Source organism: Paenirhizobium selenitireducens ATCC BAA-1503 (assembly GCF_900492185.1).
GTDB lineage: Bacteria > Pseudomonadota > Alphaproteobacteria > Rhizobiales > Rhizobiaceae > Allorhizobium > Allorhizobium selenitireducens_A.
On record NZ_UEYP01000001.1, the window covers coordinates 649,064 to 671,501 of the forward strand.

General features: G+C 64.5%; 20 protein-coding genes. 4 read left to right on the forward strand and 16 right to left on the reverse strand.

The genetic code is table 11. The annotated features are described in order from the left end of the window. The first annotated feature begins 60 nt into the window (after positions 1 to 60). On the forward strand, positions 61 to 1,458 hold the full coding sequence (locus RHIZ70P_RS03160; RefSeq protein ID WP_115668900.1) for a nicotinate phosphoribosyltransferase: 1,398 nt from the start codon (positions 61 to 63) through the stop codon (positions 1,456 to 1,458). Positions 1,459 to 1,461: 3 nt separating this feature from the next. Here the strand turns inward: RHIZ70P_RS03160 and RHIZ70P_RS03165 are convergent, their stop codons facing one another. Further along, positions 1,462 to 1,818 carry a hypothetical protein gene (locus RHIZ70P_RS03165; protein ID WP_115668901.1) on the reverse strand — a complete coding sequence of 119 codons (357 nt, stop codon included), beginning with the start codon at positions 1,816 to 1,818 and terminating at the stop codon, positions 1,462 to 1,464. A 133-nt stretch (positions 1,819 to 1,951) separates the two neighbouring features. Here RHIZ70P_RS03165 and RHIZ70P_RS03170 point away from each other — a divergent pair, with 133 nt between their 5' ends. Then, a complete protein-coding gene (locus tag RHIZ70P_RS03170) occupies positions 1,952 to 2,281 on the forward strand; it encodes a DUF6665 family protein (protein WP_115668902.1) in 330 nt (109 codons plus the stop codon). 37 nt (positions 2,282 to 2,318) lie between these two features. On the opposite strand, the gene RHIZ70P_RS03175 is transcribed toward RHIZ70P_RS03170, so the two are convergent. Next, entirely contained in the window at positions 2,319 to 2,945 is a 627-nt protein-coding gene (locus tag RHIZ70P_RS03175) for a ribonuclease D (RefSeq protein WP_115669057.1), read from the reverse strand. Positions 2,946 to 3,051: 106 nt separating this feature from the next. Next, positions 3,052 to 4,554 carry an alkaline phosphatase family protein gene (locus tag RHIZ70P_RS03180; protein WP_115668903.1) on the reverse strand — a complete coding sequence of 501 codons (1,503 nt, stop codon included), beginning with the start codon at positions 4,552 to 4,554 and terminating at the stop codon, positions 3,052 to 3,054. 661 nt (positions 4,555 to 5,215) lie between these two features. Between RHIZ70P_RS03180 and RHIZ70P_RS03185 the strand changes: the two genes are divergently transcribed. Together RHIZ70P_RS03185 and RHIZ70P_RS03190 are read left to right on the forward strand one after the other, a co-directional pair. Further along, on the forward strand, positions 5,216 to 5,722 hold the full coding sequence (locus RHIZ70P_RS03185; RefSeq protein ID WP_235842121.1) for a GNAT family N-acetyltransferase: 507 nt from the start codon (positions 5,216 to 5,218) through the stop codon (positions 5,720 to 5,722). Positions 5,723 to 5,857: 135 nt separating this feature from the next. After that, positions 5,858 to 7,288, forward strand: coding sequence for a phosphomannomutase (locus RHIZ70P_RS03190; RefSeq protein WP_115668905.1), 1,431 nt, complete (start codon positions 5,858 to 5,860; stop codon positions 7,286 to 7,288). Here RHIZ70P_RS03190 and RHIZ70P_RS03195 read toward each other — a convergent pair. The 13 genes from RHIZ70P_RS03195 to RHIZ70P_RS03255 all read right to left on the reverse strand — a co-directional run bounded on the left by RHIZ70P_RS03195 (position 7,285) and on the right by RHIZ70P_RS03255 (position 22,394). Beyond that, the gene (locus RHIZ70P_RS03195) at positions 7,285 to 8,562 is read right to left on the reverse strand and encodes a glycerate kinase type-2 family protein (RefSeq protein WP_115668906.1); all 1,278 of its coding nucleotides are present in this window, start codon (positions 8,560 to 8,562) and stop codon (positions 7,285 to 7,287) included. The two genes, RHIZ70P_RS03190 and RHIZ70P_RS03195, sit on opposite strands and share 4 nt — an antisense overlap. Next, positions 8,559 to 8,885 (reverse strand): Dabb family protein, encoded by a 327-nt coding sequence (locus RHIZ70P_RS23210; RefSeq protein WP_115668907.1) that lies wholly within the window; start codon positions 8,883 to 8,885, stop codon positions 8,559 to 8,561. The genes RHIZ70P_RS03195 and RHIZ70P_RS23210 overlap by 4 nt, the downstream gene beginning before the upstream one ends. Before the next feature lie 8 nt (positions 8,886 to 8,893). Further along, positions 8,894 to 10,549, reverse strand: a complete 1,656-nt coding sequence (locus RHIZ70P_RS03205; RefSeq protein ID WP_115668908.1) for a GMC family oxidoreductase — start codon at positions 10,547 to 10,549, stop codon at positions 8,894 to 8,896. A 151-nt stretch (positions 10,550 to 10,700) separates the two neighbouring features. Next, entirely contained in the window at positions 10,701 to 11,474 is a 774-nt protein-coding gene (locus RHIZ70P_RS03210; RefSeq protein WP_115668909.1) for a 3-ketoacyl-ACP reductase, read from the reverse strand. Next, a complete protein-coding gene (locus tag RHIZ70P_RS03215) occupies positions 11,471 to 12,979 on the reverse strand; it encodes an FAD-dependent oxidoreductase (protein ID WP_181903926.1) in 1,509 nt (502 codons plus the stop codon). Before RHIZ70P_RS03215 ends, RHIZ70P_RS03210 begins: the two co-directional genes overlap by 4 nt. A gap of 8 nt (positions 12,980 to 12,987) precedes the next feature. After that, positions 12,988 to 14,103 (reverse strand): ABC transporter ATP-binding protein, encoded by a 1,116-nt coding sequence (locus RHIZ70P_RS03220; RefSeq protein WP_115668910.1) that lies wholly within the window; start codon positions 14,101 to 14,103, stop codon positions 12,988 to 12,990. A gap of 5 nt (positions 14,104 to 14,108) precedes the next feature. Then, complete coding sequence (locus tag RHIZ70P_RS03225; protein ID WP_115668911.1) at positions 14,109 to 14,990, reverse strand: carbohydrate ABC transporter permease; 882 nt, start codon at positions 14,988 to 14,990, stop codon at positions 14,109 to 14,111. Further along, positions 14,990 to 15,868, reverse strand: a complete 879-nt coding sequence (locus tag RHIZ70P_RS03230) for a carbohydrate ABC transporter permease (protein ID WP_115668912.1) — start codon at positions 15,866 to 15,868, stop codon at positions 14,990 to 14,992. Before RHIZ70P_RS03230 ends, RHIZ70P_RS03225 begins: the two co-directional genes overlap by 1 nt. A gap of 177 nt (positions 15,869 to 16,045) precedes the next feature. After that, positions 16,046 to 17,296 carry an ABC transporter substrate-binding protein gene (locus tag RHIZ70P_RS03235; RefSeq protein ID WP_115668913.1) on the reverse strand — a complete coding sequence of 417 codons (1,251 nt, stop codon included), beginning with the start codon at positions 17,294 to 17,296 and terminating at the stop codon, positions 16,046 to 16,048. Between the two features lie 170 nt (positions 17,297 to 17,466). Further along, a complete protein-coding gene (locus RHIZ70P_RS03240; RefSeq protein WP_115668914.1) occupies positions 17,467 to 19,002 on the reverse strand; it encodes an aldehyde dehydrogenase family protein in 1,536 nt (511 codons plus the stop codon). Then, positions 19,002 to 19,781, reverse strand: coding sequence for an enoyl-CoA hydratase/isomerase family protein (locus RHIZ70P_RS03245; RefSeq protein WP_115668915.1), 780 nt, complete (start codon positions 19,779 to 19,781; stop codon positions 19,002 to 19,004). Before RHIZ70P_RS03245 ends, RHIZ70P_RS03240 begins: the two co-directional genes overlap by 1 nt. Continuing rightward, the gene (locus RHIZ70P_RS03250) at positions 19,774 to 21,384 is read right to left on the reverse strand and encodes an acyl CoA:acetate/3-ketoacid CoA transferase (RefSeq protein ID WP_115668916.1); all 1,611 of its coding nucleotides are present in this window, start codon (positions 21,382 to 21,384) and stop codon (positions 19,774 to 19,776) included. The genes RHIZ70P_RS03245 and RHIZ70P_RS03250 overlap by 8 nt, the downstream gene beginning before the upstream one ends. Positions 21,385 to 21,392: 8 nt before the next feature. Further along, a complete protein-coding gene (locus RHIZ70P_RS03255; RefSeq protein WP_115668917.1) occupies positions 21,393 to 22,394 on the reverse strand; it encodes a Gfo/Idh/MocA family protein in 1,002 nt (333 codons plus the stop codon). Between the last annotated feature and the right edge of the window lie 44 nt (positions 22,395 to 22,438).

A 22,438-nucleotide genomic window follows, 5' to 3' on the forward strand; every position in this document is an offset into this window, starting at 1 on the left:
CAATGCCAATCCCGCACGAGCAGGTTTACTGCCCGACAACAGATCGCCGGATGCTGCCCGATGAACAACCAGAATCCCATTCTGAATACCGACAGCTACAAGCTGGGGCATTACCTGCAATATCCCGAGGGCACGCGGGCGATCTCCAGCTACGTCACGACGCGCGGCCACTCCTACAAGCCGGAGGTGATGTTCTTCGGCCTGCAGATGTTCCTGAAGGACTACCTGTCGCAGGCCGTTACGATGGCCGACATCGATGAGGCCGAGGAGTTCGCCACGCTGCATGGCCAGCCTTTCGATCGAGCGGGCTGGCTGCACGTGCTGAACGCCCATGGCGGGCACCTGCCGCTGAGGATCGAAGCCTTGCCGGAAGGGGTTGCAATCCGGCGCGGCGTTCCGGTGATGCAGGTGGTCAATACCGATCCTAAGCTTGCCTGGCTGACCTCCTATATGGAAACGGCGCTTTTGCGTGCGGTCTGGTATCCCTCGACGGTCGTGACGCTCTCCTGGCGCCTGCGCCAGAAAATCCGGCCATTCCTCGAGCGGACTTCCGATCATGCCGACCAGCTGATGGCGGCCATGGTCAGCGATTTCGGTGCCCGGAGCACGACCAGCCTGGAACAGGCCGCTCTTGGCGGGGTCGCGCATCTGGTGCATTTCCACATGTCCGATTCGCTGCCGGCGATCCGCCAGGCGCGCCGCTGTTACGGGGCCCTGATGGCCGGCCGCTCGGTGCCCGCCTCGGAACACACGACGATGACCGCCTGGGGACAGAGCCGGGAGACGGACGCCTACTCCAACATGATCGACCGTTTCGGCCGTTTCGGCGCCTATTCGGTCGTCTCGGACAGCTACGACCTGCACAATGCCGTTTCGGAGATCTGGGGCAAGACGCTGCAGACCAAGGTGAGGGCCGCCGGAGCCACCTTGATCGTCCGCCCCGATAGCGGCGATCCGATCGACACACCGGTCCAGGTCGTGGCCCAACTGGCCTATGCCTATGGCACCCGCCTCAACGGCAAGGGTTTCAAGGTGCTCGATGACGCCGTGCGCGTCATCCAGTCGGACGGCGTGACGCTGCAGGACATACAGATGATCCTGGGACGCCTGGAGGGCATGGGCTTTGCTGCCGAAAACATCACCTTCGGCGTCGGCTCGACGCTTCTGCAAAAACTCAGCCGCGACACCCTGTCGTTCACCATGCTCGCCAGCGCCCTGCAGGATGAGGCCGGCTCCTGGCACGACATCGGTCGCCGACCCGCCAATCCGCGCGAACGACCGCTGACGGCCGGCCGTCAGGCCGTCGTGCGCGACGGATCCGACATTCTCGCCATTCCGCTGTCCGAGCTCGGACAGCGGGAAAACCTGCTCAAGCCCGTCTGGCAGGAGGGACGGATTCTGAAGGATTGGGGCTTCGAAGAGGTTCGCCAAAACGCCGCTGCCGCCATGCAGCCTTAAGCGTCAGGGCGAAACGGTCCTGAACATGCGGTAAAGGCCGTTATCGTCGGAATTGACCGCGGAAATCTGGTCCGAACGGTCCGGTCGCGGCTCGGAATGGCCCTCACCAAGCGCATCAAGCCAGGTGGCCGGAACATAGGCCTTCTGCGCCGCGGCCGGGGCCTGCGGTTCCTCCTCATCATCCCACTGGACGCCCATGGTGGCACTCGTGGCGGAACTGCCGGCCTGTTCGAGCCAATGACTGAAGATCTCGCCAACGGCGGCATTTTCGCCAGGCGACTGTGGTTCGACCGGGCTCGCTGCGCCCGTCCGGGCGACTTCCGCAGGTTTTGTCGATGCTTCCATCATGGTCGCATTCATGTCTTTGGTCTTGTTTCCGTGGCCCGGAAGAATGCGCCGGATTCGTTAACAAATGCTGCGCAGGCTTGACGCCATTGCCAGTGACGACCGGACGCTCCATCTTTTCGTCAGGACAAAATCGTGACCGGATGACATGAGCTTTCGCCCGCCCTCCTCCTTCAGCACCTCCAATGGCACGGGCCTGCTGGCGCTGGACTACGAGCTTGCCGCCGAGAAAGCCGATGCGCTTGGCCGCGCCGGCCGGAAAGTGGAAGCTGCCCTCGCGCTCCTGGCGCAGGCAAGGGCGGAGGATATCGACCCGCAACGCACCCAGGTTCTCACCGACCAGGCCGCCGAGCTGGTATGGGCTTTCTTCATTCAGCGGGAGATCTGCGGCTTTTGCAGCCAGTCGGACGCCGTCGAGCGCTATCGGATCCCGCCCGAGGTACTGGCTCGGGTCGGCGCAGGGCCAAGACGCGGATAGAGCTCCTGACCCTCGGCCTTACCTGAGCGAACAATAATCAGCTATGGGCGAAGATGTCGGTTTCTTCCCAGCCGAGCAGATCGAGCTTGGCGCGTGTGGGCAGGAATTCGAAGCAGGCCTTGGCGTGCTCGATGCGTCCGTCACGAACCAGCCGCGCGATCTGCTTGTCGCGCAGGGCATGCAGGTAAAGAACGTCCGAGGCGGCATATTCGAGTTGCGCCGGCGACAGCATTTCGGCCGCCCAATCCGACGACTGCTGCGCCTTGGAAATATCCACTTCCAGCATTTCCTTGAGATTGTCCTTGAGGCCGTGGCGGTCCGTGTAGGTGCGGCTCAGGCGCGAGGCAATCTTGGTGCAGAAGACCGGGGTGGTGGTGACGCCGAAGGTGTGGAAGAGCACGGCAATGTCGAAGCGGCCGAAATGAAAGATCTTCTCGCGGCTCTGATCGGCGAGCATGGCGACCAGGTTCGGCGCCTCCTTCTGTCCGGCGGCGATGCGGATGACGTCGGCGGTGCCGTCGCCCGGCGACAATTGCACCACACACAAGCGGTCGCGGCGCGGCACGAGGCCCAGTGTTTCCGTATCGATGGCGATCGCGCCGGTATAACGGGCCGCATCGGCCGAGGAAATGTCACCTTCGTGATAGCGAATCGTCGCTGCCATCATTGTCTCCAGCTCATCAATGTCGTTGCCGCCGGCTATAGCCGAAAGCAGCGCAAAGCACTACCGCTTTCGCCGAAGCAAACGATCGCCGGCGACGCCACGCGGATTACACCGTCGGCCGGCTCACCGGACCCTCGGCCGTCAGTTCGGTGAAGGCCAGGGTCTGGTCGAGATGGGCCGCTCGAAGCGCCAGCAGTTTTTCCGCATAGCGCAGGCGAACCGCGAGGAAGGCCGGGTCTTCCGCGACATTGCGCAGTTCCATCGGGTCTGCCTTCAGGTCGAACAACAGCGGCGGCATCCCTGTAAAATGCACGTATTTGAATGCCTCGTCGCGTAGCACCGACAGGTTGCACTCATTGGAACGCAGGCCGAACTGCGCCTCCCGCGTAGCATTCACCACGTCGCGGAAATCGAATTCGAAGAAGGCCGCGTCCCGCCAGCGTTCCGGTTCTTGACCGGTGACGAATGGCAGGAGGGAGCGACCGTCCTGATGATTGCGTGGGATGAGACCAAGCCGTTCGCAGAGCGTCGGCATGATGTCGGCCGCGCTGGTGAACGCATCGACCTGCCTGCCAGCGGCTGCGATGGCCGCAGGATCGCGGATGACGAGCGGGATGTGGTAGCTGCCGTCGTGATAGCCACCCTTGCCGAGGCTCCAATGGTCGCCCATCATTTCGGCATGGTCGGAGGTGAAGACGATGATGGTCTTGTCCCACTCGCCACTGTCGCGAAGCGCGGCAACGATCCGGCCGAATTGGGCGTCGACCTCGGCAATCATGCCGTAATAGGTGGCGCGGATGCGATCGATATCCGCAGCCGTCCAGTCGCTGACCGGCCCTTCGGCGCCAAGAACGAAGCTCGATTTCTGCTGGATGGCCATGGCGAAACGCAGGAACGGATGCACATCCGCCTCATCCTGCCGATCGGCGGCGCGGGCATAGACCGGCCCGTCGCCGGGCGCGAACATGCTGGCATAGGGTTCCGGCACGCAGAAGGGCGGATGGGGCCTCAGGAAGGAGACATGGGCAAACCACGGACGATCCTGGATCTCGCACCAGGCGAGGAAGGCGTCGGTCAGAAACGCCGTCTGCGTCTCGTCGCTCGAATAGGCGGGGGGAGCGCCCAGATGTTCTGTCCTGTGGACATCACGGGTGAGAGCCCCCGTCCGGCCCTTCGAGCGCAGCCAGGAAAGCCATTGCTTCTCGTGCTCGAGCAGGATCTGGCCGACGGTGAAGCCGGGCAGCACGCCTTCGTAGCTGGTCAGCACCGGGTCCTGGGGATCGACCGCGCGCGGATCGGGCGAGACGTCGGTGTAACCGAACAGGGTCGGATCATAGCCGGCACGGCGCGCGGCAAGCGCCAGATTGTCGAAGCGGGCATCGAGCGGCGAGCCGTTCTGGCAGACGCGGTGATTCGCCTGGTAAAGGCCGGTATAGAGCGTCGCACGGGCTGGCGAACAGGGCGCCGTGCCGGCATAGTGGCGGCGGAACAACACGCCCTCTCTGGCCAGCGCATCGATATTCGGCGTCCGGACCGTCGGATGGCCGATCGCGGACAGGCAGTCGCCTCGCCATTGGTCGGCGGTGATGAGGAGGATGTTCGGCTTCATGCGATGCGGCTCCGGCGGGAAATTGTCTGTGCTTCGGTCGCGGTTTCGACCGGCGGGCGCAGTTTCCCCGCTCCGCGGCAGTAAGCAAATGAAAAATCCGACATTGCCGACAAGCTGGGCTGGATGCAAAGTTTCCGCGGCTTGATCGATAGCTTGCCGACACAGAACCTCGTACACGCATCGGCCGTCCCTCTCTGCGTTACGGCGACGAGCGGCACGCAAACCCGCCCAAGAAATGACCTGTTTCGGAAGGCGCCAGCCCCTTTCGCCCCTCGTTTCAGCGGATTTTAGCCATGGCGAAGACCTGGCCCTCTTCAAGCCATGCGGAAAACGCACTGCTGCATTGCAGCAATGAAGCTGGCATTCTCTGCGGATGCGAATATATTACAACCATCGAAGCGGCGCACTCCTCCTCCCAGTGCCGCTAGATAGGATCGGCAATACTCCTCCTCCCAATTGCCGATCAAGTTTAAGAGCCTGGCGCACCTCCTCCCGCGCCAGGCTCTTTTCGTTTTTGCTCCCCAGCTTTTCCCATTCCTGAAATCTATGGGCGGCATTCGACCGCTCTATTGGATCATTGCCGACAATGACGGATAAATGTCCGCATGGCGCGAACCGGATTCGGCTCTTACCGGCCTGCCAAGCTTTCGAGGGAGTTCCTGTGAACGGCAAAGTGACTGTGACGATCCGCGAGGCCCGGGCCGACGACGCCCGCCTGCTGCACGAGGCGCTGCTGTCGCTTGCGCGCCATACCGGCGACGAACACAAGATCGAAAGCACACCGGAAGACCTACTCCAATACGGTTTTGGCCCAAATCCCGCCTTCGAAGCACTGATCGCCGAAGTCGACGGGCGCTTTGCCGGCATGTGCCTGAGTTTTTCAAGCTTTTCCACCTGGCGCGGGAAACCTGGCATCTATGTTCAGGATCTTTATGTCGATGACGCCTTTCGCGGGAGGCGAATCGGTGAGCGCCTGCTGCAGGCCGCAGCCAGCCGCGGATATGCGAGGGGTGCCCGCCATCTCCGGCTTTCGGTCGACCGGGCGAACATCTCCGCCCAGGCCTTCTACGAACGCGTCGGGATCCAGCATTGCCGCGATGAACAGATCCATATGATGCGCGGCGAACAGTTTGAAGCCTTTGCGCAAAGAGCAACCGGCGGCGAATAAGGTCATTCCTGTTCGATTCACCGTTCTGGACGGGTCGTTGCATTGGCCCCTGCAGAGAGCCGACATTGCCTCATCCACACGATCGCCCTACCTATGAAGACGACAGAATGCGTGGCAGGTAGAGGAGAAGGCGGCATGGCAGCGAAATTCGGGACAAGCGGCTTGCGGGGACTTTCGACGGAACTGGTCGGCAGCGTCTCCGCTCTCTACGCCACCGCGTTTGCCCGCTTCCTGCTCGATGAGAAACTGGCCCTCGCCGGCAGCCCGGTCGTCGTCGCCCAGGATTTTCGCCCCTCAAGCCCAGAAATCGTCGCTACCGTCATGGCCGCGCTCAAGCGCGCCGGCCTGACGCCGATCGATTGCGGTCCGATCCCGACGCCGACGCTGGCGCTTTATGGGGGCAAGATCGGTGCGGCGGGGATCATGGTGACCGGCTCGCATATTCCGGCCGACCGCAACGGCATCAAGTTCTATCGTGCCGGCGAAGAGATTACCAAAGCGGATGAAACGGCGATCACCGCGCTCGCCGAGGCCCTTTCCCGCGATCCCGTCGCCAATCTGGTCGAGGCGGGCGCGGGCGAGAACCACGAACAGGCGGCGACGGAGCTCTTTCTCGCGCGCAACATGGCCGTTCTGCCCGACGGGGCGCTCGAAGGTCTGAGGATCGGCATCTACCAGCACAGCACGGTTGCCCGCGACATGATGGTGAAGGTGTTCGAGCACTATGGCGCGACCGTCTTTCCCCTCGGCCGGTCCGAGCAATTCATCCCGGTCGACACCGAGGCCGTCTCCGACGAGACGATCCGCCTGATGGCCGAGTGGACGGACGAGGTTTCCCTCGATGCGATCGTTTCGACCGATGGCGACGGCGATCGGCCGCTGGTGGCCGACGAGCACGGCCGGCCGTTGCGCGGCGACTTTCTCGGCCTGATCGCCACGCGCTTTCTCGGGGCAAAGCTGGTGGCGACGCCGGTGACCTCCAATTCCGGCCTGGAAGCCGCCGGCGGCTTCGATGTGGTGCGCACGCGGGTCGGGTCGCCCTTCGTGATTGCGGCGATGGAGGAAGCGCTGGTCGCCGGCAAGGAGGGTGTGATCGGCTTCGAGGCCAATGGCGGCCTGATGCTGGGATCGGATTTTTCCGTCGGGAACGGCGTGCTGAAGGCGCTGCCGACGCGCGACAGTTTTCTGCCGGCGCTCGCCGTGCTCGGCACGGCGGCCAAGGCCGGGCAGTCACTCTCGGCGCTGGCGGCGGCCTACAGCCTGCCGATCGCGCTCAGCGACCGGCTGGAGAATTTTGCCGTCGAGCGCAGCGCTGCGCTGATGGCGCACCTGAGGGCATCGGCTGACAATCTTGCGGGATTCGTCGCGCCGCTGGGCCAGGTCAAGTCGGTGAGCGACATCGACGGGCTGCGGGTCACCCTTGCCGACGACAGCGTCGTCCACTTCCGCCCTTCGGGCAATGCGCCGGAAATGCGCTGCTATGTCGAGGCCACGGACCAGGCGGCAGCCGAAGCGCTGCTGGCCAAGGGACTTGCCACTCTGGCCGCGTGGACGCCGACTGCCTAGTCGTCGGTCACCAGCATCGCGCGGAAATCATTGACATTGGTGCCGGTCGGCCCCGGCACGAACAGGCTGTCGGCGAGTGAGAAGGCCGACCAGGCGTCATGGCCGCCAAGAAACGCCCGCGGATCGCCGCCGGCGGCGCGGATCCGTGCCGCCGTCGTGCCGTCGGCGAAGGCCCCGGCATTGTTTTCCGAGCCATCGATGCCATCCGTATCGGCCGCCAGCGCATGGATGCCGGCGGTCCCCTCGATATCGAGGACCAGCGATAGCAGAAGCTCGCTGTTTCTGCCGCCCTTGCCATAGCGGTCATTGGAAATCGTCACCGTCGTCTCGCCACCGGAGAGGATCACCACCGGCCGGGCGAAGGGCCGGTTTCGTTCTCTCACCTCCCGCGCAATCGCGGCATGCATGCGGCCGATGTCGCGCGCCTCGCCCTCGATGGCATCCGACAGGATGACTGCGGGCACGCCAAGCTCATCCGCCTTGCGCGCGGCCGCCTCCAGCGAGACGCGAGCCGAGGCGATCACGTGGACCTCGTTGCGGGCAAAGACCGGGTCGGCCGGATCCGGCGCGTCGGCGGCATCGGTTTTCAAATGGGCGAGGACGGCGGCGGGGAGTTGCATCCCATATTCGGCGATGATCGCCAGCGCCTCCGCGGGGGAGGATTTCGACGGCACGGTCGACCCTGAAGCGACGAAAGCCGGATTGTCGCCCGGCACGTCGGAAACGATCAGGCTGACGACGCGGGCCGGCGCACAGGCTGCAGCCAGGCGTCCGCCCTTGATGCGCGAGACGTGTTTTCTCACCACGTTCATCGCCGAAATCGGTGCGCCGGAGGCAAGCAAGGCCTTGTTCACGGCGATCTCATCGGCAAGCGTCAGCCCTTTCGGCGGGGCGGGCAGCAGCGCCGAACCGCCGCCGGAGATCAGTGCCACGACGAGATCGTCCTCGGTCAGACCTTCGACCCTCTTCAACAGGGCATCCGACGCCCGCAATCCGGCCTCGTCGGGAACCGGATGGGCCGATTGCAGGACCGCGATGCGCTGGCAAGGTTCGATAGGGCCGTGGCGCGCGACCACGAGCCCATTGAGCGGGCCATCCCACAACCTCTCGAAGGCAGCCGCCATCTGGCTCGCCGCCTTGCCGGCGCCGATGACGATGGTGCGGCCCTTGGGTGTCTCAGGAAGATACGCCCTGATCGCCGCATAGGGGTCGGCGGCATGGACTGCCGCCTCGAAAAGCGATGTCAGGAAGCCGCGTGGGTCGCTCAGGGTCACGAATTTTGGTCCGCTATCTCGATGTCATAGACCAGAATGCCGTCGAGGCCGCCGACGGCGTTGTCGACGATCCTGGCGCCGGTCTTCTGGTGCTCCGGATCGGCAAGATAGGCGTCCCGCGCCGCCGGTCCATCGAAATCGACGATGAAGCCCTCACCATAGCCCTTGTCCATGCCGGCCTCCGGGCTGACATTGTCGCCGATATGGGCTGCCAGAAATCCGGGCAGCCGCGTTTTCAGCGCGGCGATCTCGGCATAGATTGCCGCCTTGGTTTCGTTCGGCGTTTCGGGCTTGAAGCGGATGAAGACGCAGTGCCGGATCATGGAAGGCCCTATCGGATGTTCGCCCGCGCCCGGGGGCGCTGGTCGTTGCGTTCATGGGTGAAGACCGCCGGCGGCAGGGGTGCCCGATCGCGGATGATGTCGGCACCCTTTTCGCCCACCATGATGGTCGGGGCATTGGTGTTGCAGGAGGGAACCCGCGGCATGACCGAGCTGTCGCAGACACGAAGGCCCTCAAGTCCGCGTACCTTGAGGTCCAGCCCGACCACGGCCATGGCATCGCTGCCCATCTTGCACGTGCCTACCGGATGGTGATCGGTCTTGGCATTGGCGCAGCCGTAGTTGAAAAGCTCTTCGTCGGTCATGACCTTGGGGCCGGGCAGCCGCTCGGCCATGATGTAAGGCTTCAGCGCCGCCTGCTGGAAGATTTCCCGGGCAATCTTCAGCCCCTCGATCGACATCTTGCGGTCATGCGGATCCTCCCAGTAGTTCGGGTCGATCAGCGGAGCGGCCGCCGGGTCGGACGAGGAGAGGCGCACCGTGCCGCGCGAGCGCGGATGGAGATAGGCGGAGTTGAGCGTCACGCCGGCGTTCTTCAGCTTCTCGACGCCGGCCTCGATGCCGGAGCCGAGACCCAGATGGAACTGGATGTCCGGCGAGCGCGCCTGCGGATCCGCATACCAGAATCCGCCCGTCTCGAAGAGCGAGGAGGCGACCGGCCCGGTGCGGAACAGCACATATTCGATGCCGGCCCATAGCGTGCGATGCAGTTTCGCCACGCCATCATAGGTATGGTCGCCCGTGCATTCGGAGATGACGAACAGGTCGAGGTGGTCCTGCATGTTGGAACCGACGCCCGGCAGGTCATGCCGAACCGGAACGCCCACGGACTTCAGGTGGTCGGCCGGGCCGATGCCCGATTGCTGCAGCAGCTTCGGCGAGCCGATCGCGCCGGAGGAAACCAGCACCTCCCGCTCGGAGCGGATCGTCTCGACACCCCGGCCGGTGACCACCTCGACGCCGACGGCGCGCGTGCCTTCCAGCACGATGCGGGCGACGCGGGCGCCGGTGCGGATCGTCAGGTTCCTGCGATCCTTGATCGGCGACAGATAGGCCAGCGAGGCGGAGGAGCGGCGGCGATTGCGCTGGGTCAGCTGGTAGAAGCCGACGCCGGCCTGCTGCTTTCCATTGAAGTCGTGGTTGTAGGGGATGCCGAGTTCCTGACCGGCGCGGATATAGGCGTCGCAGATCGGCAGGGCCGAAACCGGCATGGAGACGCCGAGCGGACCGCCATAGGAATGGTAGTCGTCGGCAAAACGCTGGTTGTCCTCGGCCCGCTTGAAATAGGGCAGGACAGAACGATAGTCCCAGCCTTCGCAGCCGTCCTCGGAGGCCCAGAGATCGTAGTCGGCAGCATTGCCGCGGGTATAGAGCTGGGCATTGATCGAGGAGCCGCCGCCGATGACCTTGGCCTGGGTATAGCGCAGCACGCGGCCCTTCATGTGCTTCTGCGGCACGGTTTCCCAGCCCCAGCTGGCGACGCCCTTGGTCATCTTGGCAAAGCCGGCCGGCATGTGGAACAACGGATTCCAGTCGCCGCCGCCGGCCTCCAGCAGCAGAACCTTGACGTCCGGATCCTCGGACAGCCGGTTGGCGAGCACGCAACCGGCCGGGCCGGCGCCGGTGATGATGTAGTCGTAGGTCATAACGTCTTCCTCAAGTCATTCCTTCGTGACGTGCCCCTCATCCGCCTGCCGGCACCTTCTCCCCGTAAACGGGGAGAAGGAAACTCGCCGCAGCGTCTCCATCCCCTCGCCCCGCTTGCGGGGAGAGGGTCAGGGTGAGGGGCAATCAAGTTCACAGCCTTCCGATCGACAGCCCGCCATCGAGATCGATGACCGAGCCCGTGGCGAAGGCGAAGCGGCCGGAGGCAAGCGCCGAGACCACGCCGCCGATATCGTCCGGTTCGCCCCAGCGCTTCATCGGCACCAGCCCGTCCGCGATCAGCGCGTCATACTTGCCGGCCACGCCCGCGGTCATGTCGGTGCGGATGATGCCGGGGCGGATCTCGAACACGCCGATGCCTTTTTCAGCCAGATAGAGGGCAAGCCCCTTGCTGAAGGCCGAAAGACCGGCCTTGCTCATGCAGTAGTCGAGGCGTTCCGGTGAACTGAGCTCTGCCGAGACGGAGGTGATGTTGACGATCGCGCGCGCCGCGGCGGGCGCTGCCTGCGCCAGCATGGCCTTCAGCACCGCCTGGGTGAAGAATACGGTGCCGCGCAGGTTGGTGGCGATGATGCGGTCGAAATTCTCCGGCGTCAGCCCGAGGAAATCGCCGCGCACGACCGAGCCCATGCCGGCATTGTTGACGAGGCAGTCGATCCGGCCGAAACGCGCCATGATCTTCTCGACCGTCGCCGCATGGCCGGCGGCCTCGGCGAGATCGGCTTCGAAATAGGCGGCCTCGACGCCCCTTGTTTCGAGATCGGCCAGAACGCCATCTTCGGCGGCCAGCGGCCCAAGTCCGGTGACGGCAAGGTCGAAGCCATCGGCGGCCAGCGCCCGGGCGATGCCTTGGCCGATGCCGCGACGGCCGCCGGTGACGATGGCGAGAGGACGGGAACGGGTCATGCGGCAAGGTCCTCCCTGCGGATATGGGCCGCGACACGCAGCGCCTGGGCGGCAATCGTCAGGGCCGGATTGACGGCGGCGGACGTCGGCAGGCAGGCGGCATCGACGACGAAGAGGTTGGGATGATCAAATGACCGGCACCAGATGTCGAGCGGTGCGGTCGCCGGATCATCGCCGATCCGCACCGTGCCGCATTGGTGCGAGGGCGTGCGCTTGTCGAAGGGTCGCGACAGCACGATCGGGAAGCCGGCCGCCTTGAGGGTGCGTTTCAGGTGGGCGACGAGATCGAGATGGGCGTCCCAGTTGGTGCGGTGCCATTTGAGGATGATCCGCTCGCCATCGATCATGACGCGGCTCTCCGGATGGGGAATGTCCTCGCTCATGGCGTAGAAATCGATCGCGTGGCGGGAGATGCGTTCCAGCAGCCATTCCGGCACTTTGGGCATGTTGGCCTTGAGGATCTGGCCGGAGACGCGACCGAGGAGCTGGACATTGCCGAGCGGCGCCCCTCCCTTTCCGTCCGAGAGATAGAAATTGTTGAAGCCGAAGGTCTTCTGGTAGATCGACGTGTTGCGGTAGAAGGGCGAGATCGCCAGCACGGCGCTCGAATTGTGGTTCATGAAATTGCGGCCGACCTGGTCGGAAGAGTTCGCCAGACCGCGTGGGTTGCGATCATCCGCCGAGCGCAGCAGGAGGGCCGCCGACTGCACGGCGCCGGCCGAGAGAATGACGAGGCGCGGCGCGATCCGTTCCGCAACGCCGTTGCGCAGCACATGCACGGCAACGATCCGGCGACCGTCCTCGGAGGTTTCGAGCCGCGTGACGCGCGAGCGGACCTGCAACGTGACATTCGGATGCTCAAGCGCCAGCGCCAGCGCCGTCGTCTCGGCGTCCATCTTGCCGTCGTGGCAATTGGGATGCGCGTCCCACGGGGTCTTTGCCTTGGCAAGCCAGCGGTCGAGATCAAGGCCGAGCGGCAGGGAATAGGGGTGCAAGCCGTTCTCTTTCAGCTTCCGGCGCACCGCGGCGATATCCGGTTCGTCGGGCACCGGCGGGAAGGCATAGGGCGCCGAATGAGGGGGCTCGGTCGGATCCTCTCCGAGCGCGCCATGCACCCGATAGAGCCGCTCCGCCTCGGTGTACCATGGCTCCAGTTCCTCGTAGGGGAAGGGCCAGGCCGGCGAGACGCCCTCTCGATGCTTCATCTCGGCGAAGTCCTCGGCGCGGTAGCGCACCAGAACTGCACCGTAGAATTTCGAATTGCCACCGACATTGTAATAATTGCCGGGATTGAAGGCCGTGCCGTCGGCCTCGTACCACATCTCCTTCGGACGGAAATGGCCGCGCTGGAAGATCGCCCGCTGGTCGCGGTTTTCCGGCCGGTCGGTGATATGGTCGCCGGCCTCGAGGATCAGGATATTGGCACCGGACGGCGCAAGCCCGGCGGCAACCGTCGAGCCGCCGATCCCAGAGCCGATGATGACGATGTCGGGCGTCTCTGTCATGGCCGTGCTCAGGCGATCCGGCTCTGTGTCTTCGGATCGAAGAAGACCGCCTTGTCGAGATTGAAGGCGAGCTTGGCCGTCTGGCCTGCGGCGATGCGGGCATCGGCCCTCAGACGCGCCACGACTTCCTTGCCGCCGAGCTTGGTGACGGCGAAAGTATCCGAGCCGGCTGGTTCCACCACCTCGATCAGGCATTCGCCCTCGACCAGGGTCCGGGCATTGCGGTCGGAACCGTCCGGATCCGTCAGCGCCTCGGGACGGATGCCGAACACCACGTCGCGGCCGGCATGGGCGGAGAGCGCCGCCTTGTCGGCGGCAAGCGGCAGGGAGAGCGGCGTGCTGCCCGGACGATCGAGCGTGATCGCCAGACCCCCTGCCCCGTTCTCGACCCTGGCGGTCAGGAGGTTCATCGCCGGAGACCCCATGAAATCGGCGACGAACATGTTGGCGGGGTTGTTGTAGATTTCCGCCGGCGAACCGAACTGCTGCAGCACGCCATCCTTCAGCACGGCGATCTTGGTCGCCAGCGTCATCGCCTCGATCTGGTCGTGGGTGACGTAGACGATGGTGGTTTTCATGCGGGCATGCAGGCGCTTGATCTCGGTGCGCATGTCGACACGCAGCTTGGCATCGAGGTTGGACAACGGCTCGTCGAACAGGAAGACCTGCGGATTGCGCACCAGGGCGCGGCCCATGGCGACGCGCTGGCGCTGGCCACCCGAGAGCTGGCTCGGCTTGCGGTCGAGGAGGTGGCCGATCTGCAGCATCTCGGCCACGCCGGCAATCGCCTTTTCGCGCTCTTCCTTCGGAACCTTGCGGATCTCCATGCCGAAGGCGATGTTTCCCGCCACCGTCATGTTCGGATAGAGCGCGTAGGACTGGAACACCATGGCGATGTCGCGCTTAGACGGCGGCAGGCCGGCGACGTTGCGGCCATTGATGGAGATTTCGCCGGACGTGATCGGCTCCAGCCCGGCAATCGTGTTGAGCAGGGTCGACTTACCGCAGCCGGACGGGCCGACAAGCACGAGGAAGCCGCCCTCCTCGATCTCGAGATTGATGTCTTTCAGGATCTCGAGCGCGCCGTAGGACTTGCGGAGGTGAGAAATCTTGAGAAACGACATGATGGTTATCCTTTCACGGCGCCGGACATCAGGCCGCGCACGAAGTATCGTCCCGAAACGATATAGACGATAAGGGTGGGCAGGGCGGCGAGGATCGCGCCCGCGAAGTGGACATTGTATTCCTTGACCCCGGTCGAGGACGAAACGAGGTTGTTGAGCGCAACCGTCATCGGCGTCGAGGAGGCGCCGGAGAACGAGGCGCCGAACAGGAAGTCGTTCCAGATATTGGTGAACTGCCAAATGACCGAAACGACGATGATCGGGCCGGAGGACGGCAGGAGAATGCGGCGGAAGATCTGGAAGAAGCTCGCGCCGTCGATCTGCGCCGCCCGCACCAGTTCGGTCGGGAAGGCCTCGTAGTAGTTGCGGAAATAGAGCGTGGTGAAGCCGAGGCCGTAGATCACATGCACCATGATCAGGCCCCAGATCGATCCGGCGAGGCCCAGGATGCCGAGGATGCGGGCCATCGGGATCAGCACGATCTGGAACGGGATGAAGCAGGACAAGAGCAGCAGCCCGAAGAAGACGTTGGAGCCGGGGAAACGCCACTTGGTCAGCACATAGCCGTTGAGCGCGCCGATGATGGTCGAGATCGCCACGGCCGGAACGACCATCAGGATCGAGTTGATGAAGAAGGGCTTGAGGCCCGTCGGCTGGACGCCGATCTGCGCGGTCGACCAGGCCGACAGCCAGGGCTCGATGGTCCAGACCTTCGGCAGGTTGAGCATGCCGCCCTGGCGGATCTCCTCCAGGGGCTTCAGCGAATTCACCACCATCACGTAGAGCGGCAGCATGTAGTAGACGGCGAACAGGATCAGCGCCGCGTAGATCAGCGCCCGCGTCAGGCGGCCGTGCGAGATGACATTGTCGGGGCTCGACGCGCTCATCAGCGTTTTCCTCCGCGGATTTCGGAATAGAGGTAAGGCACGATGATCGAGAAGATCATGATCAGCATGATGATCGCCGAGGACGCGCCGATGCCCATCTGGTTGCGGGTAAACGTGTAGGAATACATGAAGGTCGCCGGCACTTCGGTCGCCTGTCCCGGCCCGCCGCCGGTCAGCGCCACGACGAGGTCGTAGGCCTTGATGGCGAGATGGGCGAGCACGACGAAGGCGGAAAGGAAGACCGGGCGCATCAGCGGAATGATGATGCGGCGATAGACGGTGGCGGTGGAGGCGCCGTCGATCTGGGCGGCCTTGATGATCTCGTTGTCGACGCCGCGCAGTCCCGCCAGGAACATCGCCATGACGAAGCCGGAGGACTGCCAGACGGCGGCCAATACCACGCAGTAGATGGCGTAGTTGCGGTCCTTGATCCAGTCGAAGGCGAAGCTTTCCCAGCCCCAGAGGTGCATGGTGTTCTCAAGGCCGATGCCGGGATCGAGGAACCATTTCCACGCCGTGCCGGTGACGATGAAGGACAGCGCCATCGGATAGAGATAGATCGGCCGCAAAAGGCCCTCGGCGCGGATCTTCTGGTCGAGCAGGATGGCAAGCCCGAGGCCCAGCACCGAGCAGATGACGATGTAGAGCGAGGCGAAGATGCCGAGATTGGTCAGCGCCCGCCACCAGTGCGGCAGCGCCCAGAGCTTGGTGTAGTTCGCGAGGCCGACGAAATTATGGGACGGCAGCATCTTGCTGTCCGTCATCGACAGGAAGCCCGTATAGGCGATGAAGCCGTAGACGAAGACGAGCACGATAAGGAAACTGGGTGCCAGCACGAGCTTTGGCAAAAGCTCCTGCAGCCGGCTGCGGCTGTCCATGGTCGTTACCACCGTTGACTTTTAGGTTGTGAACTGCGGGGGCTTGCCCCTCACCCTAACCCTCTCCCCGCAAGCGGGGAGAGGGGACGGAGACGCTGCGGCATCTGTCCTTCTCCCCGTTTACGGGGAGAAGGTGCCGGCAGGCGGATGAGGGGCAATGCCCCTACAACCCTGGCTCTACTTTGCGCCTTCGACCGCGGCCGCCAGTTCCTCGGCGGCTTCGTCGGCGTTGAGTTCGCCGTTGAACGCGCGGGTGACGACGTCGTAGATGGCGTTCTTCACCGAAGCCGGGTTGGCGTGGCCATGGGCCATGGAGCCGAACAGCGAGCCGTTGGTGTTGGCTTCGGCCAGGTCCTTGATCGCCTTCTTGCCGCAATCGTCGAAGGCTTCGTCCGACACGTCGGTTCGGGCCGGGGCCGAACCCTTGACCACGTTGAAGGCCGACTGGAAGGCCGGGCTCTCGATGGCCGATGCCATGGCGAGCTGTGCCGGCACCTTGTCGTCGGCGACCTTGAACATGGCGAACTGGTCGGAGTTGAAGGTGACGGAGCCTTGCGTTCCGGGGAAGCGCATGCAGACGAAATCGGTGCCCGGCTTCTTGCCGGCCTTGATGAATTCGCCCTTGGCCCAGTCGCCCATGAACTGAACGCCCGCCTTGCCCTCGATGACCATGGCGGAGGCGAGGTTCCAGTCACGGCCGGAGAAGTTGTCGTCGACGTAGGAGCGGAGCTTCGCCAGGCGCTCGAAGGCTTCCTTCATCTTGTCGCCGGAGAGTGCAGCCGGGTCGAGGTCGATGAAGGCCTGCTTGTAGAAGTCGTTGCCGAGCGAAAGCACGACGGCGTCGAAGATCGTCGCGTCCTGCCAGGGCTGACCGCCATGGGCGACCGGGGTGATGCCCTGTTCCTTGAACTTGTCGAGCAATGCCACCAGCTCTTCCCAGTTCGCCGGCTCCTTGCCACCGGCCTTGTCAAGCGCCGCCTTGTTGATCCAGACCCAATTGGTCGAGTGGACGTTGACCGGGGCGGCGATCCAGTGGCCGTCATACTTGGAGAATTGCTGCAAGGCGGTCGGGATGACCTTGTCCCAGCCTTCCTTGGCCGCGACTTCGTCGAGATTGCCGAGTGCGCCTTCCTTGGCCCAGTCGAGAATGTCGAAGCCGAGCATCTGCACGGCGGTCGGCGCGTTGCCGGCCGTGACGCGGGCACGCAGCACCGTCATCGCTTCCGTACCGCCGCCACCGGCGACCGGCATGTCGGTCCAGGAAATGCCCTTGCCTTCGAGGTCCTTCTTCAGGACGTCGAGAGCCGCGGCTTCGCCGCCCGAAGTCCACCAATGCAGGACTTCGACATTGTCGGCGGCGCGGGCGATGCCGGCGGCCATTGTGGCGATCAGGGCTGCTGCAGTCGTGGTAGTCAAGAACTTGCGCATTGTGTTCCTCCCATTTTGCAAGTCAATTCGGCGGAACTCCTCCCCGCCGTTTGGATGGGCCGGACGCCTTCGCGCCAGGCCCGATATTTCATGCGGTCTCCCACCGCGAAGGCATTAAAGAAGTCAAAATTGACGAAGGTCAAGAACGCTTAAACACATTTTTAAATCGATTAAACACTATGTATTCCGGGCCTTTTTCGGCGCGGCATCCACCAGCCGGTGCGCGCGCCGATATGCATGTTGAGCGTCTTGGTCTCGGTGTAGTCCTCGACCGCGTGGCGGCCGAGTTCCCGTCCGAGCCCCGATTGGCGATAGCCGCCGAAAGGCAGTTCCGACGCCCCGTCCATAAAGGTGTTCATCCAGACCGTGCCGGCGCGGACCTTGCGGCCGACCGTCAGGCAGGTGTCGAAGTCGCGGCTCCAGACCCCGGCCGACAGGCCGTAGTCGATGGCGTTGGCAATGCGGATCGCCTCGTCGGTTGTCTCGAAGGTGAGGACCGACAGGACGGGACCGAAGACCTCCTCGCGGGCGACCGCCATGTCCGGGGTCACCTTGTCGAGGATGGTGGGGGTCATGAACTGGCCCATGCCGAAATCGATCGTCGAGCCACCATAGGCGACGTTGGCGCCGCCGGCCGCAGCCCCCGATACATAGCCGGAGATCTTTTCCAGATGCTGCGGGGTGATGATCGCGCCGACCTGGGTGGTCGGGTCGAGCGGATCGCCGACCTTGACGGCATTGGAAATCTCGGCGATGCGGGCGACCACGTCGTCGGCGATGCTCCTGTGCAGGATCAGGCGCGAGCCGGCATTGCAGCATTCGCCGGCATTGAACCAGGCACCGAACACGGCCGCGTCGATGAAGGCCTCCAGATCGGCGTCGGGAAAGACGATCTGCGGGTTCTTGCCGCCGAGTTCGAGCGAGACCTTCTTCAGCGTCTGGGCGGCATTGGCCATGGTCAGTCGGCCGACGCCGGTCGAGCCGGTGAACGAGATCATGTCGACCGCCGGATGGGTGGTCATCGGCGCACCGACCTCCGGGCCGGTGCCGACCACGATGTTGACGACGCCGGCGGGCACGCCGGCCTCGATCAGGATTTCGCCGAGCACCAGGGTCGAACCCGAGGTGAGTTCGGACGGCTTGACGACGCAGGTGCAGCCGGCGGCAAGCGCAAAGGGCAGCTTCTGGCCGACGATCAGGAAGGGGAAGTTCCACGGCGTGATGATCGAGACGACGCCGATCGCCTCGCGCAGCACGACACCGAGCGTGCCGTCACCGAGCGTGTTGTAGCTTTCGCCGTGCAGGTCGCGGGCAAGGGCCGCGGCATAGCGCCAGATGTCGACGGCACCGGCGATCTCGCCCTTGACCTGCGTGATCGGCTTGCCGGCCTCGACGGCATCGAGATAGGCGATCTCGTCCAGCCGTTCCTCGATCAGCGTGGCTGCCTTCAGCAGAATCCCTGACCGCTCGGAGGCCGTCATGCGCGGCCAGGGACCGTCGTCGAAGGCCTTGCGGGCGGCAAGGATGGCACGCTCCGCGTCGGCCTCACTGGCCTGCTGGTAGCGGCTGACGACCACGCCGTGGCCGGGGGCCACCCGCTCCAGCGTACGACCGTCGGCACCGCTACCCCATTTGCCGTCGATCAGCATGGAGAATTCGCGAACCGTGGCGTCTTCGATCTTCCTGGGCGTGACGAGTACCGGCATTACCATTCTCCCTTGAATTCGGCGGCGCGTTTTTCCCTGAAGGCGGACACGCCTTCCTTCAGGTCGCCGGTCTTGGCCACCAGGATGGACCCCAGTGCCTCGACGGCCGCGCCATTGTCCTCGCCGCCGGCGATGGACAGCATGAGTTTCGAGATCTCGACGGCCGCAGGGCCGCGTACTGCGATCCGGGCGGCATAGTCTTTGGCGGCGTTCAGCGCTTCGCCGGTATCGACCACGAGATCGACCAGACCGTTTGCGCGTGCCTCTTCGGCCACGAACATTTCGCCGCCCAGCACCATGCGCCGCACGATCTGCGCGCCGAAGCGGCGCACCAGCCGCTGCGTGCCCGACCAGCCGGGCACCATGCCGAGAGACGTCTCCGGCAGGCCGATCTTCGCTTGGCGCTCGGCGATGCGGATGTCGGCGGCGCCGGCGAGCTCCAGGCCGCCGCCCAGCGCATGGCCGTTCATCGCGGCGATCACCGGCATCCGCAGCGTCGCCAGCCGATCGAAGATGCGGTGGCCATGGCGCACCCAATGGTGACCGAATTCCTGCGCTTGCATGGCTCCCCAGGCGGCGATGTCGCCCCCGGCGGAGAAGGCCTTGCCCTCGCCGGTCAGGATGACAACGCGAACGGTACTGTCGGCCTCGACCCGGTCGAGAACATTCGAAAGCTCGGCGAGCATGTCGAGGTCGAGCGCGTTGAGCTTGTCGGCGCGCGCCAAGGTGATGATGGCGATGGAACCGTCAACGGCAAGCCGGATGCGGAGTTCAGTCATGGGACACCTCCAGCACCCGCCTCGGCTTTTGCGGAAGCGTCAGGCCGATCGGCGCATCGCGGAACAGCTCGTGATCCATGCCCTTCAGATCCGGCGAGATGATCAGCGGGAACTCCGACTGGGCGAGAATCTGGCTTTCGAGGTCGATGCCCGGCGCGATTTCGGTGAGCATGATGCCGTCCGGCGTCAGCTTCATCACGCAGCGCTCGGTGACATAGGTGATGTCCTGGCCCTGGCTCACGGCACGATGGCCGGAGAAGGTCACGTGTTCGACCTCGTTGACCAGTTTCTTCAGCTTGCCTTCCTTTTCGACGACCAGGCGACCGTCCTCGAGCGAGAGCTTGGCGCCGGCATTGAACATGCCGGAGAAGACGATCTTTTTGGCCCGTGCCGTGATGTCGACGAAGCCGCCGGCGCCGGCCGTCACATGCGGGCGGAAGGCGAGCTTGGAGACGTTGACGGAGCCGTCGCGGCCGATCTCGAGGAAGGAGAGCAGCGAGGCGTCGAAGCCGCCGCCCTGAAAGTAGGTGAACTGGTAGGGCGACGGCATGTAGCCGTCGGCGTTCGAGGCGCAGCCGAAGGCGAAATCCAAAAGCGGAACGCCGCCGACGGCGCCCTGCTCGATCACCCAGGTGACGGCGCCGTGAAGCCCCTCTTCCAGCAGGATGCGCGGCACGTTGGCGGAAATGCCGAAGCCGAGATTGACGCAGCTTCCGGCTTCCAGCTCCTGCGCCACGCGGCGGGCGATGACCTTCTGGATGCCGAATTCCGGCACATGGAAACTGTCGAGCGGGCGGAAGATCTCGCCAGAGATCGCCGGATCGTAGAGCGTCTGGGTCGTCTGCTTCTGGTCCGGATCGACGATGACATAGTCGACCAGCATGCCGGGCACGCGCACGTCGTGCGGCCTCAGAGAACCGTCCTTGGTCATGCGCTTGACCTGGGCAATGACGATGCCGCCATTGTTGCGGGCGGCGAGCGCCTGGTCGAGGCCGCCGAGATAGGCGCCCTCGTGCTCATAGGTGAGATTGCCGCGCTCGTCGGCCGTGGTGGCGCGGATGATGGCGACCTGCGGAACGATCACCGGGAAATAGAGCCATTCTTCGCCTTCGAACTCGATCTTCCTGACGACCGGCTGTTCGGCCGCGGCCGCATTCATGGCGCAGCCCTGGCGGTCCGGATCGACGAAGGTTTCGAGACCGATCTTGGTGATCACGCCCGGTCGCTTGGCGGCCGCCTCGCGGTGCATGTCGAAGAGGATGCCGGAGGGAATGTTGTAGGCCGGGATCTCGTTTCCGGTGACCATCTGCCAGATGAGCGGCGGCTCGGAGGTCGAGGGGCCGGACGGATAGGAGCCGCCGATGATGCGGGCCAGGAGGCCCTTGCGGGCGATATGGTCGATGCCCTTGATGCCGCTCATGTCGCCGGCGGCGATCGGATGAAGCGTCGTCAGGTTCCGCGGATGACCGGTTCTCTCGAAGCGCTCGCCGATGGCCTTCAGCATCAGGTCCGGGCAGCCGAGGCCGCTCGAGGACGAGACGGAGACGATGGCGCCATCGGGGATCAGGGCGGCGGCTTCGGCCGGGGAGATCTGCTTGCTCATGGTTATGCTCAAAGTCCGGTTTCAATCATGGCGGTCGCGCCACTGGCCGCCGACTTCACCACCGCGAGACCGGTCGCCAGCGACCAGAGGCCGTCTTCGCCCGTGGCCGATGGACTGCCCTTGCCGGCGATCGCGGCATGGAAATTGGCGATCGCGCGGCTGTAGAGATCCTGCTGGTCGAGCGGCAGTTCGCGTTCGCCCTCGGCATTGCGCAGCACGACGCTGCCGACGGGGCGCTGGGTCATGACATTGCGGGCGATCAGCGATCCTTCCGTGCCATGGACCTCGAAACCGGTTTCGGCGAATTTCGCCGTGAAGGCATCGTGGAACTGGGCGATCAGGCCCGACTTGAAGCGCATCACGCCCATGACCCCGTCTTCCAGACCGGACTGGCCCATGCCGGCCGACTGGCTGAAGGCGGTCACTTCCACCGGATCGTCGTTGAGGACGAAACGCAGGGTATCGGCGTCGTGCACGGTGATGTCGAGGATCACGCCGCCGCCGGCATCGGGCCGTTCGAGGCGCCAGCCCTGCAGATGCGGTGGCAGATAGACCGCATGGAAGACGCGGGCGGCCAGCGGCCTGCCGATCCGGCCCTCGGCGATCGCAGTGCGCATTGCGCGGTGGCTCGCGGCATTGCGCAGGTGGTGATTGGTGGCAAGGACGACGCCGGCCTTTGCGGCTTCGGCGATCATCGACCGCGCATCGTCGAGGGAGAGCGCCAGCGGCTTTTCGCAGAGAACATGCTTGCCGGCACGGGCAGCGGCAATAGCCTGGTCGCGGTGCAGTTCGTTGGTGGTCGAAATGTAGACGGCGTCGATCGCGGGATCATTGACGATCTCGTCGAGCGTCGCCGCGACGCGGGCGATGCCGTTATCGGCGGCATAGGCGCTGCCGCGTTCGGCATTGCTGCTCAGTACGGATGCCAATTCGCCGCCATTGGCGCGGATTGCTCCGATGACCCATTCGCGTGCGATCGTGCTTGCGCCGACCAGGCCCCAGCGAACCATGCTTCCTCCTCCCGCGCTGCCCTCCCGGCCGCGCCGACTTCTCA